Genomic DNA, 17,283 nt, shown 5'->3' with positions numbered 1-17,283 from the left:
GCCTAGATTGAAAACACTGTGCGGCCCGATACCATCGTTTGCAAGACCTTGCCTTGCAGCCGCGCGCCCTCGAAGCAGGTGTTCTTCGAGCGCGAGCGAAGGCCGCTCTCGCTGACGATCCAAGGTTCGTCGAGATCGACCAGCGCAAGGTCGGCAATCGCGCCCGGCTTCAGCGTGCCGCCGGGTAGGCCGAACAGTTTCGCCGGTGCGGTCGACAGCACCTCGACCAGCCTGAGCAGCGGGACATCGCCATTGTGGTAGAGACGGAGCGCGGCGCTGAGCAGCGTTTCGAGCCCGATCGCGCCGGCAGCGGCGTCGGAGAAGGGGAGGCGCTTGGTGTCGACGTCCTGCGGATCGTGCGAGGAAACGATGATGTCGACGGTACCGTCCTTCACGGCCTCGATCATCGCCAGCCGGTCCTCCTCGGCGCGCAGCGGCGGCGTCAGCCGGAAGAAGGTTCGGTATTCGCCGACGTCGTTCTCGTTGAGCGACAGATTGTGGATGGCGACGCCGGCCGTGACATTGGCACCGTCGGCTTTCGCCCGGCTCACCGCATTGGCCGCCATCGCTGTCGAGATCTTGGCCGCGTGATAGGCGCCGCGCGTCAGCCGCGCCAGGGCGAGGTCACGCTCCAGCGGGATCGATTCCGCCTCGCGCGGAATGCCGGCAAGGCCGAGCCAACTGGCATAGAGGCCCTCATTCATCACGCCGGCCGAGGCGAGGTCGGCGTCCTGCGTTTCGTGCGCGATGACGCCGCCGAAATCGCGGGCATAGGTCAGCGCCCGGCGCATCACCAGGGAGTTGCCGATGGTGTGACGCCCGTCGGTGAAGGCGACGGCGCCGGCCTCGCGCAGCAGGCCGAACTCGGTCATCTCGCGGCCGTCGAGCCCCTTGGTGATCGCCGCCGCCGGGAAGATGTTGACGCTGGCCGTGTCCTTGGCGGTGCGCAGCACGAATTCGACCAGCGCGACATTGTCGATCACCGGATCGGTGTCGGGCATCATGACGATGGAGGTGACCCCGCCGGCCGCCGCGGCGATGCTTGCCGAGGCGATCGTCTCGCGATGCTCGCCGCCCGGCTCGCCGATGAAGACGCGGCTGTCGATGAGGCCGGGGATGATCGCCTTGCCGGCGCAGTCGATGACGACGGCACCTTCCGGCGCGCCCTGGTTCAGCGCCGCCTTGCCGGCGGCGACGATCTTCCTGCCGTCGACGATGACCGTGCCGACCTCGTCGATGCCGCGCGAAGGATCGACGACATGCGCCTTGCTGAAGACCGTTGTCGTCATGCGCCGCGCCCTTCGTGGTTGCGGCGCGGGTCGAGCAGCGCTTCCATCACCGCCATGCGCACGGCGACGCCCATCTCCACCTGTTCTTGGATGACGCTCTGCGGCCCGTCGGCGATTTCGGACGCAATCTCGACGCCGCGGTTCATCGGGCCGGGATGCATGACCAGCGCGTCGTCCTTGGCCGCCTTGAGCTTTTCGGCGTCGAGGCCGAAATAGCGGAAATATTCGCGGATCGACGGCACGAAGGCGCCTTCCATGCGCTCGCGCTGCAGGCGCAGCATCATCACCACGTCGGCGTCCTTCAGCCCTTCGGCCATCGAGCGGGCGACGATCACACCCATTCTGTCTATGCCCGAGGGCAGCAGCGTCGAGGGCGCGACGACGCGCACCTGCGCGCCCAGCGCATTCAAGAGCATGATGTTGGAACGGGCGACACGCGAATGCAGGATGTCGCCGCAGATCGCCACGATCAGCTTCGCCAGCGGCCCCTTGGCGCGGCGGATGGTCAGCGCGTCGAGCAGCGCCTGCGTCGGATGCTCGTGCGCGCCGTCGCCGGCATTGACCACGGAGCAGCCGACCTTCTGCGCCAGAAGGGCCGCCGCGCCGGCAGACTGGTGGCGGATGATGAGGATATCCGGGCGCATGGCGTTGAGCGTCATCGCTGTGTCGATCAGCGTCTCGCCCTTCTTCACCGAAGAGCTTGCCACCGACATGTTCATGACATCGGCGCCGAGCCGCTTTCCGGCAAGCTCGAACGACGACTGCGTGCGGGTCGAGGCTTCGTAGAAGAGGTTGATCTGGGTGCGGCCGCGCAGCGTCGAGGTCTTCTTCTCGGGTTGCCGCGAGATGGCGACGGCCCGGTCCGCCCGGTCGAGCAAAAGCTCGATATCGGCGGGGGAAAGATCGCGGATGCCCAGAAGATGGCGGTGGGGATAGAGCGGCAGGGACGAAGCGTCGGTCATCTCAAGGCGCTGCTATAGGGTGCGGTGTCCCCAGCCGCAAGCACCAGCTTTGGATTGCGGCCATTCTCCCCGGTATTTTCGTCGCGCGCCTTGCATCGCTTGGGCTATAAGGCCCGATGGCTTCGGATTCGTGGCCTTCGCATGATAGGGACAGGGCGTGACCGACGACGTGACGAACCAGCCGCCGCCGCTGACGGGCGGCAACGCCTGGCGGGGCGATCCGTTGCTGATCCAGCTTGCCGAGCGCTTTTCCGAACCGGTGCGCAAGGATCTCGACGGGCTCGGCCGTTTCGTGCTGACGCAGGAAGCGCAGGAACTGGCCCGCCTCGCCAATGTCGAGACGCCGAAGCTCCGGACGCATGACCGCCAGGGCCGGCGCATCGATCAGGTCGAGTTCCACCCCGCCTACCATGCCCTGATGCGCCGTTCCGTCGCGAACGGGCTGCATTCCTCGGTCTGGGAAAACGGCGACGCGGAGATCGGCCGCCGCCACCAGGTGCGGGCCGCGCGCTTCTACATCACCGCCGAGCTGGAGACCGGGCACCTCTGCCCGATCACCATGACCAGCGCCTCGCTGGCGGCGCTGATGGCGAGCCCGAAACTGTTCCGCGAATGGGCGCCACGCGTGACGACGCGCAAATACGACCAGAGCCAGAAGCCGCCGGTCGAGAAGACCGGACTGACGCTCGGCATGGGCATGACCGAGAAGCAAGGCGGCACCGACGTGCGCGCCAACATCACCAGGGCCGAACGCGCCGGCAGCGGATTCTATCGGCTCACCGGCCATAAATGGTTCATGTCGGCGCCGATGTCGGATGCCTTCCTGGTGCTCGGGCAGGCGCCGGAAGGGCTTTCCTGCTTCCTTGTTCCGCGCATCCTCGGCGACGGCTCCGGCAACGGCTTCCGCTTCCAGCGGCTGAAGGACAAGCTCGGCAACCGCTCCAACGCTTCTTCGGAAGTGGAGTTCGTCAACGCCATCGGCGAGATGGTCGGCGAGCCGGGCGCCGGCGTGAAGACGATCATGGATATGGTAACGCTGACCAGGCTCGATTGCGCGGTCGCCTCGTCGGCGATCATGCGGGCAGGGCTGGCCGAGGCCATCCACCACACCCGCCATCGCCAGGTTTTCGGCGCCAACCTGATCGACCAGCCGCTGATGCAGCGCGTGCTGGCCGACATGGCGCTCGATGTCGCAGCCGCCACGGCGCTGTCGTTCCGCCTGGCGCGTTCCTTCGACGAGGCGGCGAGTGATCGCGGCGAGGCGGCCTTCGCCCGCGCCATGACGCCGGTGGTCAAATACTGGGTCTGCAAGATTACGCCGCCGCTGCTCTACGAAGCCATGGAATGCCTCGGCGGCAATGGCTATGTCGAGGAGGCGCCGCTTGCCCGCTACTATCGCGAGGCGCCGGTCAACGCCATCTGGGAAGGCTCCGGCAACGTTATGGCGCTCGACGTGCTGCGCGTGCTCGGCCGCGCGCCGGGCCTGTTCGAGGAGGTGCTCGCCGGCATCGACCGCGATCTCGGCGCCGGCGGCCGCGGCACCATTGGCGTGCTCAAGGCAGCCATGCAGGTGGCGGCGACCGACGAGGGTTCGGCGCGCCTGCTTACCGAGCAACTGGCGCTGTCGGCGGCGGCAGCAGAGCTTCGCCGGTTGGGGGCAGGGCGGATCGCCGACGCCTTCGTCGAGACGCGTCTCGCCGGCCAATGGCGCAACACCTATGGCATGCTCGATTCGCGCCACGATGCGCGGATGATCGTCGACACGCTCTATCCGCCGGTGAACTGAGCGAGCTCCGCCAGGCCTTCGCGTGGCCTGTGGATACACATTAACCTTAACGAATGGTTTCCATTGCGGCGGCGGCCCGAAGGGCCCACTGTTCTCACCGGAGCAAGGATTGGTTAACCATGCCGTTCCTTGCCCTGCGAAGCAGGAACGCCATGCGGCACGTATTGACCTCCTTTCTGGCCTTGCACTGGGCGATCGTTTTCGCCCTGCTGGCGTATATCTGCATCGACGGCAATCGCGGCGTCGCCGCGGCCCTTGCGGTGCTCGGCCTTGAGGTCGAAAACGGCCGCATCACCGGACTGGAGAACGCCGCCATCGTGGCGCCGCTGGCGATCGCGCTTTTGGTGGTGGCGGTGCTGTTCTGCTGGGCCTTCGTCGAGACGCTGATCAACATAGCGGCCAGTCCCGACGCCACGGACAGTGTCGTGCGCGTCGCCTTCATTTCCGCCTCTGCTGTGTTGTCGCTGGTTCTGGTCGGCGGCGCGGCGCAAGGAATCGACGGACTGTTCATGGTCGTCGCCGTGCAACTGACCGCGCTGCTCGCATCCTATGTCGCGGTGCTGGCCGAGCAGCGCACGGCGCGGGTCGAGGCGTTTGCGGCTGACACCGAAGTCCGCGCGACCGCCCATGTCATGGCACGAGGCGCCGCGCACAGTTCGCTGTTGTCACGCATTTCCGGGCGGCCGGAAGCGAATTCGAGGGATGGCCGCTGATGCGCACGCTGTTCGCGCTCTGGGCTGCTCCGTTGCTCCTGTTCTGGGGCTGGTTCTTCCTGTCGCTCAACGACATGAATTTCGGCTATGTGATGCTGAGCCGCCCGCTGCACGACCTGGTATTCCAGCTTTACGGCGAGATGCTGGGCATCGATCCCGCGCTCATTCCCGGCATGGTGGCCAAGGCCTGCGTTTTCGACAGCTTCCTGCTGATGGCGCTGTGGGCGTTCCGACGCCGCCGCAACATCGCCGCCTGGGTCAGGACTCGCTGGGGAAATCCGGTTCCGCAAGAGCGTCTGGACCGAGCGACTGAAGCCGGTCCAGTACTCCCTGCAGAATAAAGGCGGCCGCCGCCGAATCGATCTTGCCGGCACGCTTCCTGCGCGAAAAATCCATTTCGATCAGCGTCCGCTCGGCCGCGACCGTCGACAGCCTCTCGTCCCAAAGCACGAAGGGAAGGTCCGACAGGGCAGCCATGTTGCGCACAAAAGCGCGCGATTTCTGCGCGCGCGGGCCTTCCGAACCGTCCATGTTGACCGGCAGGCCGAGCGCGATCGCGCCGACATTGTCCTTCTCCAGCTGCGCGAGCAGCAGCGCCGCGTCGAGCGAGAATTTCCGCCGCATGATGACGGGGCGCGGATGGGCGAAGGCCAGGCCCCGGTCGGAGACCGCCACGCCAATCGTCTTGTCGCCGAGGTCGAGCCCGGCGAGCGTCCTGCCGCCGACGAGGCGCGCCGGCAAGTCCTCGATCGATATGATGCCCAAATGGCTTTCCTTCAGACGCACGGTGCGGCGCATCCTTTTTGACGCACCGAATGTGATGGCCCTTTAATTTTGCCGGAGGCGTTCTATCCTCTGACGCAACAAAAATCGAGGAAGTCGTTGATGAAACTGACCTGGTATGGACATTCGGCGTTCCGCGTCGAGACGGCGGGAGCCAATATCCTGATCGACCCCTATCTGGTCGGCAATCCGTCCTGGACGGGCGGCTGGGAAGGACCGGCCGAAGGGGTGACCCATGTGCTCCTGACGCATGGCCACAACGACCATGTCAGCGGCGCGCTGGAGGTGCTGAAGAAGAGCGGCGCCATGCTGGTCGCCAATTACGAAATCTGCATGTATCTGGTCGGCCAGGGCGCCAACGGCAGCAGGATCAATCCCGGCAATATCGGCGGCACCGTCGATTGCGGCGCCTTCACCACCACTTTCGTCCAGGCGCTGCACTCATCGTCCTTCGGCGGCGAGGGCGGCGCCAACACCTATCTCGGCAATCCCGGCGGTCTGGTCCTGCATTTCGCGGAGGACAAGACGCTCTACCATATGGGCGACACCGACATCTTCTCCGACATGGCGCTGATCAACGAACTGCATGAGCCGAAGATCGGCCTCGTGCCGATCGGCGACCGTTTCACCATGGGCGGCGCGGTGGCGGCGCTCGCCTGCCGGCGCTTCTTCCATTTCGACACAGTCGTGCCCTGTCATTTCGGCACCTTTCCGATCATCGACCAGACCGCCGACAAATTCGTCGCGGGAATGGAGGGCTCAGGCGTGCAAGTGGCCTTGCCGGCAATCGGCCAGACCATCACGATATAGGGGCGCGACGAGCCGAGATCATTCATGAGAGAAATGGAATGAAATCATGGCTTTGAGGCAGACACTTTGCGTTTCGATGCTGGTTGCCGCGTCTCCCGCGCCGGCGGCGGAGGACTTCATCGACGGTGTCTACCTGCAATCCGAAGAGCTGTGCGCGCAGGCCAAGAAGGGCAAGCTGCAGGACGTGATCGAGGCCGGCAACATCGTTTTGTCGGCCCACGGCCTACAAGGCATCGAATACAATTGCGAGTTCCTTCAGGTCACCAGGGCGACACGCTCGCCGAGCTGGGCGGTCACCGCCATCTGCCAGGAGCCGGGCTTTGTCTTTCCCGATGTGCTGTCGGTAACGCAGATGAGCCCAAAGCAGCTCGATCTTGTTTCGGTCCGCCCCGTCGATGACGAAAGCGAGCAGGCCGGCAACAGCGGCAGCTATTTCCTCTGCGAAGGCGTGACGTCGCCCTAAGCCCAGATCTCAGCCGTCCGCGCGCGACGATGCAGGTTGCGCGGCGCGCGCGGCGCCGCTATAGCGCTGGTTTTCCAGAGGCAACAGAAATGTCCGTTGATCTTCAGACAGTGAAGCGTGTCGCGCACCTTGCCCGCATTGCGGTGAGCGAGGAGGACGCCGAGCGCATGACCGGCGAACTGAACACCATCCTCGGCTTCGTCGAGCAATTGAACGAGGTCGACGTTTCCGGCGTCGAGCCGATGACATCGGTGACGCCGATGGAGATGAAGAAGCGGCTGGATATCGTGACCGACGGCAACAAGGCCTCCGACATCGTCGCCAACGCGCCGGCCACCGAAGAGAACTTCTTCCTCGTTCCGAAGGTCGTGGAGTAACCGGCCGATGGCAATCGAGATCGCCGTCGAGACCGCCTTGCAGGACGATGTGCGCACGCTGGTCGAGGAGCTCAACGCGACGCTGCTCGAACTGACGCCGCCAGAACACTGCTACCACATGACCGTCGAGCAGATGGCAGGCAAGGACACCACCGTCTTCGTCGCCCGCGACAATGGTCTTGCCATCGGCTGCGGCGCGCTGAAGCGTCATGACGGCGCCGTTGGCGAGGTCAAGCGCATGTACACCAGGCCCTCGCATCGCGGCCAGAAGATCGGCGCGAAAATCGTCGAACGGGTCGAGGCGCTGGCGCGTGGCGAGGGGATGACGCGCCTTGTGCTGGAAACCGGCGACCGCCACCCCGCCGCCTGGACCGTCTATGAACGCGCCGGATTCTCGCGTTGCGGCCCGGTGCTGGATTATCCCGACTCCGAGTGGTCGGTGTTTTACGAAAAGAGCCTTGCCTGATGAGCGACCTGACACATCTGACGATTTCCGAGGCCCGCGCCAGGCTGCGCGGCAAGGAGATCACCGCGGCCGAGATCACCGAGGCCTATCTCCAGGCGATCGAGCGCGCCAATCCGGTGCTCAATGCCTATGTCACCGTCACCGGCGACAAGGCGCGCGACATGGCCAAGGCCTCCGACGCCAAGCTCGCCAGGGGCGAGGGCGGCGCGCTGGAAGGCATTCCGCTCGGCATCAAGGACCTGTTCGGCACCAAGGGCGTCCACACCCAGGCCTGCAGCCACGTGCTGGACGGTTTCGAGCCGCGCTACGAATCGACCGTCACCGCCAATCTGTGGGCCGACGGCGCCGTGATGCTGGGCAAGCTCAACATGGACGAGTTCGCCATGGGCTCGTCCAACGAGACCTCCTACTACGGCCCGGTCATCAATCCGTGGCGACGCTCGCGCCTCGATACGGTGGTAATGCCGACCACGCATCAGGGCGACGGCGGCTTCGTCTCGGCCGGCGGCGCGAAAACCCAGCGCACGCTGGACAATGCCCAGCTCGTGCCGGGCGGCTCGTCCGGCGGATCGGCCTCGGCCGTTTCCGCTTTCCTCTGCGCCGGAGCCACCGCCACCGACACCGGCGGCTCGATCCGCCAGCCGGCGGCTTTCACCGGCACGGTCGGCATCAAGCCGACCTACGGCCGCTGCTCGCGCTGGGGCATTGTCGCCTTCGCCTCGTCGCTGGACCAGGCCGGCCCGATCGCGCGCGACGTGCGCGACGCCGCGATCCTGTTGAAGTCGATGGCCTCCGTCGACCCGAGGGACACCACGTCGGTCGATCGTCCGGTGCCGGACTACGAGGCCGCGATCGGCAAACCGATCAAGGGTATGAAGGTCGGCATTCCGAAGGAATACCGCGTCGACGGCATGCCGCAGGACATCGAGGCGCTGTGGCAGAAGGGCATTGCCTGGCTGAAGGAAGCCGGCGCCGAGATCGTCGACATCTCGCTGCCGCACACCAAATACGCGCTGCCGGCCTATTACATCGTGGCGCCGGCCGAGGCCTCGTCGAACCTCGCCCGCTATGACGGCGTCCGCTACGGGCTGCGTGTGCCGGGCAAGGACATCGTCGACATGTACGAGAAGACCCGCGCCGCCGGCTTCGGCCGCGAGGTCAAGCGCCGCATCATGATCGGCACCTATGTGCTGTCGGCCGGCTATTACGATGCCTACTACCTGCAGGCGCAGAAGGTCCGCACCCTGATCAAGCGCGACTTCGAGAACGTCTTTGCCGCTGGCGTCGATGTCATCCTGACGCCTGCAACGCCGTCGGCCGCCTTCGGCGTTGCCGACGAGGACATGGCGTCGGATCCGGTCAAGATGTACCTCAACGACATCTTCACGGTGACCGTCAACATGGCCGGCCTGCCGGGCATCAGCGTGCCCGCCGGTCTCGACGCCAAGGGCCTGCCGCTCGGCCTGCAGCTCATCGGTCGTCCCTTCGACGAGGAAACCCTGTTCCAGACGGCGCATGTCATCGAGCAGGCGGCCGGCACATTTCAGCCGGAAAAGTGGTGGTAGGATCGTCCCTCATCTAGCTCGTGGCTCCGAGAATCGGAATCGATTTTCGGAAAGGAACGTGCGCAAGATCAAAGTGTTACAGCGTCCTTTGCGCGTCCAGGGGGCGCGCGGCGCTGTAATGGGGTGAGGGATGTTCTTTTATCTTTCCAAGATCTTCTGGTTCTTCATCCAGCCGCTCAACCTGGCGATCTTCCTGCTGCTGGCGGGCCTGCTCGCGGCAGTGTTCGGCCGTCGGCGGCTGGCCGCTTCCGGTAGCATGCTCGCCTTCCTGATCCTGTCGCTTTCGGCCTGGACGTCGCTTGGCGCGATGATGCTCAACCCGCTGGAGGAGCGCTTTGCCAAACCGTCGCTGCCGCAAAGAGTCGACGGCATCGTCGTGCTCGGTGGCGGCTTCGAGGGCGCCATCAACCTCGCACGCGGCGGCTATGAGTTGAACAGCGGCGGTGACCGCATGGTCGAGACCGCGATCCTCGCCCGGCGGTTCCCGCAGGCCAAGGTGGTGGTATCCGGCGGGACCGGAGAACTGTTCCTGGACGGCGAGGGCGATGCCGACACCGCGCCGCGCCTGCTTGGCGCGCTCGGCGTCGGCGCCGATCGGCTGATCCTCGAGAACAAGTCGCGCAACACCTATGAGAACGCCGTCTTCACCAGGCAGTTGGTGGCGCCGAAGCCGGGCGAGACCTGGCTGCTGGTGACCTCGGCCTTCCACATGCCGCGCGCCAAGGCACTGTTCGACAAGGCTGGCTTCCCGACCATCCCATGGCCGGTGGATTACCGCACCTCGGGCAAAGAAGGCATCGGCCTGTTCCGCGACAACCCGGCCGATTCGCTGCAGGTGGCAACCATGGCGATCCGCGAATGGATCGGGCTTGCCGCTTACTGGCTGTCCGGCCGCATCGACCGGCCCTTCCCGGGCGGCTGACCGAGGACGGCCTCCCTGGCCGCAGAGAAGAACTGGCGCCGGACCAGCACCGCCAGCAGCAGCAGCGTCGACAGCACGAAAATCACCGGGTCGATGAACCAGCCGAGATAGCCGATCGAGAAGAACACCGCGCGCAGGCCGGAATTGAAATGCTTGCCGGCCAGCATGTTCATGCGCGTCGCGCGCCAGACCGCGGTCTCGGTGACCGGATTGCGCGAAGCCTCGCCGTACGGGATCGGCACCGCGCCGATCAGGATCGAGCAGTAGTTGAACAGACGGTAGGCCCAGCCGAACTTGAAGAAGGCGAAGGCCAGGATCAGCACCAGGCCGAAAACCTTCATCTGGAAAGCCTCGCGCGAGGAGGTCGCGCTCAGCGGCAGGTCGCTCAGCACCGTAAGCACCTGGTCGGAGGCGCCGAGCAGCGCGAAACAGCCGCCAAGCGCGATCAGCGAAGAGGATGCGAAGAAGGCGGTGCCTTGCTGCAGACCGGTCATGATGGCGGTGTCGACGATGCGGATCTCGCGCTCGGCCATGGTTCGCATCCAGGCCGTGCGCTGGGCGTTCATCGCCGTCGTCAACGAGACGCGGCTGACCAGCTTGCCGTCGGAGGCCAGCGTATGCAGCACCCAGACGATGAGGAAGAAGGCCAGCGCCGCGAGGTCGGCCGTCGAAAGATGGAAGGAATCGCCCATGTCCCCTTGTACCACAGGCGAGCCGGCCGCTTCGACGGTCGGCTAGGCCGGCAGGGGTTGGGCGGCTTTCGCGCGCAGGGCCTCGACCACCATGTCCGTCCTGGTGACCCATCCGAACGCGTTCTCGAAATTCCACAGCGTTGCCTGGCGGTTGAAGTCGGGGCCCGAATGGTTCATCGCGTCCTCGACCAGGACAGGCCAGAATTCCAGCATGTAGGCGTCGCGCGCGGTCGCATCGACGCAGACATTGGTGGCGACCCCGCTGAACAGCAGATGGCGGATATTGCGAGCCCGCAGATACGCTTCCAGACCGGTGTTGCAAAAGCCGCTGTAGCGGGATTTGCGGATGATCTGGTCGCCCGGCTCCGGCTTCAGCGCATCGACGATTTGCCAGTCCCAGCTGTTGTCGATCAACAGATTGCCGCGTAGCTCGGGGCGCTGGCGCATCAGCACCATTCCCAGTTCCTTGTGGTAGTTCGGCGAGGAGGCATCGCCGGCGTCGCCGAGGTCGGGCCTGTACGACATCTGGAGATAGACCACGGTGAGGCCAGCTTTGCGCGCGGCCGCAAGCAGCCTTTTGTTGGCCTCGATGGCCGGTGCAGCACCCGATATGTCGAAGCCCGCCAGGTCGAACATGCCGCCCGCCGAGGCGAAGGCGTTCTGCATGTCCACCACGATGATGGCCGTCTGCGCCGGCACGATGCACACCGGTTCCGGCTAGGCATCCAACGCAAGCATTGCTTCCTCCCCAACGATTACCTGGCGTCTCGGAGAATAGCCCCGCCGGCGTGACCCGACAATCAATGTCGCTGCCGGAGCAGACAAGGTCGGCGGGCGCTCAGCCGCGATCCGCAAAACAGCGGAAACATCTCAGCAATTCCTATATGTATGCCGAGACGGATTCAGGAGACAACGGCGCGTGTTCCTTTCGGTTTTCGACCTGTTCAAGATCGGCATCGGCCCATCGAGCTCGCACACGATGGGGCCGATGACCGCCGCGCGGCGTTTTCTGGACGAGATCCTCGCCGGTGACTGGCCACGCCCGGCAGGCGCAAAAGTCGACCGCATCGGCGCCAGCCTGCACGGCTCGCTCGCCTATACAGGCATCGGCCATGGCTCCGACCGCGCCGTCGTTCTCGGCCTTGCCGGCGAGACGCCCCAGACGGTCGATCCCGACCTCGCCGACGGCATCGTTGCCGGGATCGCAGCCGAGAAGCGCATCGCGCCGCCGGGTCACCCGACTTACCGCTTCGATCCCGCGACCGATCTCGTGCTCGACCGCAAGACGCCGCTCACCGGCCACGCCAACGGCATGGCGTTCTATGCCTACGACGCCGGCGACCGACTGCTGCTCAAGCGCATCTATTATTCGATCGGCGGCGGCTTCGTCGTTTCCGAGGAAGAGCTGCAGCGGATAAAGGCCAAGGGCTCGGTGACGACGGAAGGCAAGAAGGTGCCTTATCCCTTCAAGAATGCCGTCGAGATGCTGAAGATGGCGGCCAAGAGCGGGCTTTCCATCGCCGAGATGAAGCGCGTCAACGAGGAGACGCAGATGTCGCGCGAGGACCTCGACGCCGGTCTCGACGCCATCTGGGGCGCCATGAAGGGCTGCATCGACCGCGGCCTGTCGCAGGACGGCATCATGCCGGGCGGGTTGAAGGTGCGCCGTCGTGCCCGGCAACTGCACGACAAGCTGCAGGAACAGTGGCAGCAGAACCGGCCGAACCCCTTGCTCGCCAATGACTGGCTGTCGATCTACGCCATGGCGGTCAATGAGGAGAACGCCGCCGGCGGACGCGTCGTCACCGCGCCGACCAATGGCGCGGCCGGAACGCTGCCGGCGGTGCTGCGCTACTGGCTGCATTTCCATCCCGAGGCCGACCAGCCGAGCATCCGCGACTTTCTGCTCACCGCCGCCGCCGTCGGCGGCATCATCAAGTCGAACGCCTCGATCTCGGGCGCTGAGGTCGGCTGCCAGGGCGAGGTCGGTTCCGCCTCGGCCATGGCGGCGGCCGGCCTTTGCGCCGTCATGGGCGGCACGCCGGAGCAGGTCGAGAATGCAGCCGAGATCGCGCTGGAGCATCATCTCGGCATGACCTGCGATCCCGTCGGCGGGCTGGTGCAGGTGCCATGCATCGAGCGCAATGCGCTCGGCGCCGTCAAGGCGGTGACCGCCGCTTCGCTCGCCATCAAGGGCGACGGCACCCACTTCGTGCCGCTCGACGCGGCGATCGAGACCATGCGCCAGACCGGCCTCGACATGAACGAGAAGTACAAGGAAACCAGCCTCGGCGGTCTCGCCGTCAACGTCGTCGAGTGCTGAACGCCGTCGCTGGCACTGTGGAGAAGTCGGGCAGGGGCGTTGACGGTTTCGCGTGCCGGACTAAACCTTAAGCGATGGCTCTCAATCTTCTAAAACTTTGCGTCGGCTGCGACAGCGTCGAGGATCTCGAAGAGTGGATCGACTTTCGCCTCGACGAGCGGCGGCGCGCCGGCGAGCCGGCCGAGCACTGGCACACCACCCGCATGGTGCCGTCGCGCGGCGACGAGGTCACCGACGGCGGCTCGCTCTACTGGGTGATCAAGGGCAGCGTGCAATGCCGCCAGTTGATCACCGAGATCCGGCCGTTCACCGACGATGAGGGCATCGGCCGCTGTCACCTGATGCTCGACCCGCAAGTCGTGCGCACCGAATGGCAGCCGCGCCGCGCCTTCCAGGGCTGGCGCTACCTGAAACCGTCCGACGCGCCAGCCGATCTCGGCAAGGGCAGGACAGGCCTGGTCGAGATGCCGCCGAAGCTCAGGCAGGAACTGGCCGAGCTGGGCCTGCTGTAGGGCGGACGATTCTGCCCCGGGGTTGCGATCCGCCGGCGCCTGCTGGCCCTCCCCATGGTGAGACATGGGACTTGCAAGCATTGGCGCCGCGCTACATCTTCAATCTATGTGCGACAATAAGCAGATCGCTCAGGCGCGCCCCGCGCGGGCCCCGGCTTGCCGGAAGGGTCATGACTCCGGCAGGAAATGGCGGTCAAACGAGCGGTCTGTCGTCACTTTGCAGGGCGACGGGAACCGATGGGCATACTGATCGCATTGGTCGCATTGCTTCTGGTGCTTCTAGGCGCCGTCACGATTTTCGTGCGCGCCGATCCTGCGAAAATGGCGGATGGATTGAAGACGCTGGGGCCGATTCTCCTTGCCCTGGCCGGCGCAGCGATATTCGCCGTCGGGCGCAGCGGCCTCGGTGGGATCATGCTGGTCGGCGCGGCAGCCTGGTACGGTACGATGCGCATTAACCGACCGGCGCAGCCACCGCCGCGAAAACGCTCCACCGTGCGCACTGCCGCGCTGGAAATGGAGCTCGATCACAAGACCGGCGGACTGGAAGGGCTCGTTCTGGCCGGCCGCCATGAAGGCAAGATGCTTGGCGCGATGAACCTGGCCGAGCTGCAGCACCTCTATCGTGAGCTCTCCGGCGATCCGGAGAGCCGCCAGCTGCTAGAGACGTATCTTGACGGCCGATTTCCCGTCTGGCGCAAAAACGCAGAGCCGGACAGTGGCGAAGGGCTGGGTGTTGCGCCAGGTGCGGGCGCCATGACTAAGGAGGAGGCCTACAAGATCCTTGGTCTTGAAGCGGGGGCCGCCGCGGCGGATGTCCGCAAGGCGCACCGCCGCCTGATGCAGCGCCTGCACCCCGATATCGGCGGCACGTCGTTCCTTGCGGCGCGGATCAATGAAGCCAAGGACGTCTTGCTCTCCAACCACAACTAGTCTCCTTCGACGCAGAAATTTCCCGGGAGATTCCAATGCCGCCCTACTGCTGGACGGCGTAACAGCTGATCTTCTTCTTCTTCAAAGCGGTGCAGGCATTCCACGCGGCGTCCTTCGACGAGAAGCCGCCGAAGCGGGCGCGGTAGTAGGTGACGCCGTCCTTGTCGAAGGCGACGGTGAACGCGGAGGCATCGGCCAGCACCTTCGGCGCCTGCTTGCTCGTCTTGTCGAGGAAGGCCTGGGCTTCCGATTGCTTCGGCGAGGACGCCACCTGCACCGCCCAGCCCGACGGCACCGAGGCCGTCTTGACCGGATCGACCGCCGGCGCCGGCTCAGGTTCGGCATAGGCGGCGACGGCCTGCGGCGCCGGGGCCGCAGCCACAGCGGCGACAGCCACGGTCTTGACCTTCTTGATCTGGACGACCGGCGTGGTTTCCTCGACGACCGGGGCGGTTTCCTCGACAACGGGCGCGCTGTCGTCGGCGGAGGCGACCGTCGCCTCGTCTTCGACCGCCGGCTTTTCGTCCGGGGTCGGTGCATCGTGCTTCGGCAGGAACACCTTGGCGAGGGCGCTGATCGGATTGCCGCCACCGGTCTTGGCGACCAGGGCGCCACCACCGCGCGTCGATGCCCGCGGCATGTAGGCGTTGATCAGACCGGCCATCTGGTTGTCGCGCGAGCGGCCCGAGGCGCCGCCCATCACGACGGCGACGAGCTTGCGATCGCCGTCGTTGACCGACGAGACCAGATTGTAGCCGGAAGCGCGGGTGTAGCCGGTCTTGATTCCGTCCACGCCCTTGATCCGGCCGAGCAAGCGGTTGTGGCCGTTGATGCGCTGGCGGCCGTACAGGAAGGAGCGCTGCGAAAAGTAGCCGTAATATTGCGGGAAGTGCTCCCTCAGCGCGATGCCGAGCATGGCCATATCGTGGGCCGTGGTGAACTGGCCGGGATCGGGCAGGCCGTTGGCGTTGCGGAAGACCGTGCCGTTCATGCCGAGCTGACGCGCCTTGGCGGTCATCATGCGGGCGAAATTGGCTTCGTTGCCACCGATCAGCTCGCCCAGCGCCGTCGCGGAATCATTGGCCGACTTGGTGACCATCGACAGGATGGCGGTGTCGACGGACACCGATCCGCCGGGCTTGACGCCGAGCTTGGTCGGCGGCTCGGCCGCGGCGTGGGCGGAGAACGGCACCGGCGTGTTCTTCGAGATCCGGCCCTTCGCCAGCGCCTCGAACGTCAGGTAGAGCGTCATCATCTTGGTCAGCGAAGCGGGATAGCGCCGACCATTGGCGTCGGAGGAATACAGCACCTTGCCGGTCTTGGCGTCGATGACGATGGCGGCCGACTTCGCCGCCATCGACGAGGCGGCATCGGCGACGACGACGCCCATCGCCAGGGCGACGATCGTGGCCGCCTTGAGGAATGAGGAGGATTTGGAGACGAAGCCCGACAACGCCTGACGCACTGATACTTCCCTGAATTTTCGTTGCCCCGGAGGCGGCGGCGTGAGCCTGCCTCGCTTCCGGTCAAGCTATCGCGGGCAGCGTTACCAATCCGTTTATGGTAACCGCCGCGTTCACCATTTTCTGGCGATTTGAGCCGCTTTTTATTCGAATTTTGGACTCTTCCCGTCCGCCTATGCCCAGCAAACAGGCAAAAACTTGACTTTTGTGCATCGCACAATATATTTACGGTGCATTGCACAAGGGCGCCCGGGGCAAAAGGGCGTTTCAACCACGAAGGGAAGCGTGAAATGGCCCAGACCTACGAGGACTTCAGCAAATACGGCAAGGAATTTGCCGACACAGGATTGAAGAGCTTTGCTTCGCTCACCAAGGGCGCGCAGGCGATCGCCACCGAAGCGGGCGAGTACACCAAGAAGAGCTTCGAGGCCGGCAGCGCCGCCTTCGAGAAGCTGTTCTCGGCCAAGTCGCTGGACAAGGCGATCGAGATCCAGTCCGACTACGCCAAGCAGAGCTACGAGAGCTTCGTCGCCGAGGCCGCCAAGATCAGCGACCTCTATGCCGAACTCGCCAAGGAAGCCTACAAGCCGTTCGAATCGATCGTCGCCAAGGCGAAGTAATTTCGCCGCAAGGCACTGAAATTAGGCCAGCCGGCCTGCATGACAGACCCGGTCGCGGATGCGCGGCCGGGTTTTTTCATGTTCGCTTCAATCCGGCGGCTTTGCTGCCTTCACGATTGCGAAAATCGCTGAAGTTTGCCCACCTAGCCATATTGTCAGCTAAACAGAAGGGCTTAAAATCGTCCATCGAACACCTACATGTCGAACTCGCATGGGGATTCGAAAAAGGCAGGACTACGTGACGATCGGTTTGACTGCCACGGCAGGCGTGGTGCGGATGCAGAGTGAAGGCGACGGCAACGAGGCCGGTCGCGGTACGGCCGTCATCACGCGCACCAAAACCAAGACCAAGAAGCCCAGTCTCTACCGGGTCCTCATCCTCAACGACGACTACACGCCCATGGAGTTCGTGGTTCACGTGCTGGAGCGTTTTTTCCAGAAGGACCGCGAAGCCGCCACACGCATCATGCTTCATGTTCACAATCATGGAGTGGGCGAGTGCGGGGTCTATACATTCGAGGTGGCCGAGACCAAAGTGTCCCAGGTCATGGATTTCGCCCGACAGAATCAGCATCCGCTGCAATGCGTGATGGAGAAGAAGTGA

The 17,283-nt window shown here is 64.9% G+C and carries 20 protein-coding genes; 14 read left to right on the top strand and 6 right to left on the bottom strand.

Annotated features, from left to right (window positions below; genetic code table 11):
* Positions 1–2: 2 nt before the first annotated feature.
* Positions 3–1,289, bottom strand: a complete 1,287-nt coding sequence (locus EN857_RS22865; RefSeq protein ID WP_128346565.1) for a dihydroorotase — start codon at positions 1,287–1,289, stop codon at positions 3–5.
* Positions 1,286–2,251 (bottom strand): aspartate carbamoyltransferase catalytic subunit, encoded by a 966-nt coding sequence (locus EN857_RS22860; protein WP_127286222.1) that lies wholly within the window; start codon positions 2,249–2,251, stop codon positions 1,286–1,288. The genes EN857_RS22865 and EN857_RS22860 overlap by 4 nt, the downstream gene beginning before the upstream one ends.
* 157 nt (positions 2,252–2,408) lie before the next feature.
* Here EN857_RS22860 and EN857_RS22855 point away from each other — a divergent pair, with 157 nt between their 5' ends.
* From EN857_RS22855 to EN857_RS22845, 3 genes are all read left to right on the top strand, one after another.
* Positions 2,409–4,037, top strand: coding sequence for a DNA alkylation response protein (locus EN857_RS22855; protein WP_127286221.1), 1,629 nt, complete (start codon positions 2,409–2,411; stop codon positions 4,035–4,037).
* Positions 4,038–4,189: 152 nt separating this feature from the next.
* Positions 4,190–4,750 carry a hypothetical protein gene (locus tag EN857_RS22850; protein ID WP_127394089.1) on the top strand — a complete coding sequence of 187 codons (561 nt, stop codon included), beginning with the start codon at positions 4,190–4,192 and terminating at the stop codon, positions 4,748–4,750.
* Complete coding sequence (locus EN857_RS22845; RefSeq protein WP_127286219.1) at positions 4,750–5,091, top strand: DUF6105 family protein; 342 nt, start codon at positions 4,750–4,752, stop codon at positions 5,089–5,091. Before EN857_RS22850 ends, EN857_RS22845 begins: the two co-directional genes overlap by 1 nt.
* Here the strand turns inward: EN857_RS22845 and ruvX are convergent.
* A complete protein-coding gene (gene ruvX / locus EN857_RS22840; RefSeq protein ID WP_127394090.1) occupies positions 5,009–5,515 on the bottom strand; it encodes a Holliday junction resolvase RuvX in 507 nt (168 codons plus the stop codon). The two genes, EN857_RS22845 and ruvX, sit on opposite strands and share 83 nt — an antisense overlap.
* A 120-nt stretch (positions 5,516–5,635) precedes the next feature.
* Between ruvX and EN857_RS22835 the strand changes: the two genes are divergently transcribed.
* The 6 genes from EN857_RS22835 to EN857_RS22810 all read left to right on the top strand — a co-directional run bounded on the left by EN857_RS22835 (position 5,636) and on the right by EN857_RS22810 (position 10,136).
* Complete coding sequence (locus EN857_RS22835) at positions 5,636–6,343, top strand: metal-dependent hydrolase (protein ID WP_135859269.1); 708 nt, start codon at positions 5,636–5,638, stop codon at positions 6,341–6,343.
* 46 nt (positions 6,344–6,389) lie between these two features.
* The gene (locus tag EN857_RS22830; RefSeq protein ID WP_128346564.1) at positions 6,390–6,806 is read left to right on the top strand and encodes a hypothetical protein; all 417 of its coding nucleotides are present in this window, start codon (positions 6,390–6,392) and stop codon (positions 6,804–6,806) included.
* 89 nt (positions 6,807–6,895) lie between these two features.
* Positions 6,896–7,183, top strand: a complete 288-nt coding sequence (gene gatC, locus EN857_RS22825) for an Asp-tRNA(Asn)/Glu-tRNA(Gln) amidotransferase subunit GatC (protein ID WP_127286215.1) — start codon at positions 6,896–6,898, stop codon at positions 7,181–7,183.
* 7 nt (positions 7,184–7,190) lie between these two features.
* A complete protein-coding gene (locus EN857_RS22820; protein WP_127392153.1) occupies positions 7,191–7,649 on the top strand; it encodes a GNAT family N-acetyltransferase in 459 nt (152 codons plus the stop codon).
* Positions 7,649–9,214 carry an amidase family protein gene (locus tag EN857_RS22815; protein WP_127286213.1) on the top strand — a complete coding sequence of 522 codons (1,566 nt, stop codon included), beginning with the start codon at positions 7,649–7,651 and terminating at the stop codon, positions 9,212–9,214. The genes EN857_RS22820 and EN857_RS22815 overlap by 1 nt, the downstream gene beginning before the upstream one ends.
* 130 nt (positions 9,215–9,344) lie before the next feature.
* Complete coding sequence (locus EN857_RS22810; RefSeq protein WP_127392152.1) at positions 9,345–10,136, top strand: YdcF family protein; 792 nt, start codon at positions 9,345–9,347, stop codon at positions 10,134–10,136.
* Here the strand turns inward: EN857_RS22810 and EN857_RS22805 are convergent.
* Entirely contained in the window at positions 10,091–10,828 is a 738-nt protein-coding gene (locus EN857_RS22805) for a DUF599 domain-containing protein (protein WP_127392151.1), read from the bottom strand. The two genes, EN857_RS22810 and EN857_RS22805, sit on opposite strands and share 46 nt — an antisense overlap.
* Positions 10,829–10,870: 42 nt before the next feature.
* Positions 10,871–11,527: a cysteine hydrolase gene (locus EN857_RS22800; protein WP_348630792.1), complete on the bottom strand. Its 657-nt coding sequence runs from the start codon at positions 11,525–11,527 to the stop codon at positions 10,871–10,873.
* Between the two features lie 220 nt (positions 11,528–11,747).
* On the opposite strand from EN857_RS22800, the gene EN857_RS22795 reads away from it, so the two are divergent.
* The 3 genes from EN857_RS22795 to EN857_RS22785 all read left to right on the top strand — a co-directional run bounded on the left by EN857_RS22795 (position 11,748) and on the right by EN857_RS22785 (position 14,596).
* Positions 11,748–13,151, top strand: coding sequence for an L-serine ammonia-lyase (locus tag EN857_RS22795; protein WP_127392150.1), 1,404 nt, complete (start codon positions 11,748–11,750; stop codon positions 13,149–13,151).
* Between the two features lie 74 nt (positions 13,152–13,225).
* Complete coding sequence (locus EN857_RS22790) at positions 13,226–13,663, top strand: DUF1489 family protein (RefSeq protein WP_127392149.1); 438 nt, start codon at positions 13,226–13,228, stop codon at positions 13,661–13,663.
* A 237-nt stretch (positions 13,664–13,900) separates the two neighbouring features.
* Entirely contained in the window at positions 13,901–14,596 is a 696-nt protein-coding gene (locus EN857_RS22785) for a DnaJ domain-containing protein (RefSeq protein WP_127392148.1), read from the top strand.
* A gap of 43 nt (positions 14,597–14,639) precedes the next feature.
* On the opposite strand, the gene EN857_RS22780 is transcribed toward EN857_RS22785, so the two are convergent.
* Positions 14,640–16,061 (bottom strand): D-alanyl-D-alanine carboxypeptidase family protein, encoded by a 1,422-nt coding sequence (locus tag EN857_RS22780; RefSeq protein WP_127392147.1) that lies wholly within the window; start codon positions 16,059–16,061, stop codon positions 14,640–14,642.
* A 288-nt stretch (positions 16,062–16,349) separates the two neighbouring features.
* Here EN857_RS22780 and EN857_RS22775 point away from each other — a divergent pair, with 288 nt between their 5' ends.
* Complete coding sequence (locus EN857_RS22775) at positions 16,350–16,679, top strand: phasin family protein (RefSeq protein WP_127392146.1); 330 nt, start codon at positions 16,350–16,352, stop codon at positions 16,677–16,679.
* A 277-nt stretch (positions 16,680–16,956) separates the two neighbouring features.
* Positions 16,957–17,283: an ATP-dependent Clp protease adapter ClpS gene (gene clpS, locus EN857_RS22770; protein ID WP_187331408.1), complete on the top strand. Its 327-nt coding sequence runs from the start codon at positions 16,957–16,959 to the stop codon at positions 17,281–17,283.

It is taken from the genome of Mesorhizobium sp. M4B.F.Ca.ET.214.01.1.1, from assembly GCF_004791545.1.
Classification (GTDB): Bacteria; Pseudomonadota; Alphaproteobacteria; order Rhizobiales; family Rhizobiaceae; genus Mesorhizobium; species Mesorhizobium abyssinicae.
Note: the sequence above shows the minus strand (reverse complement) of the source record. Positions and strands in the feature narration are given on the sequence as shown.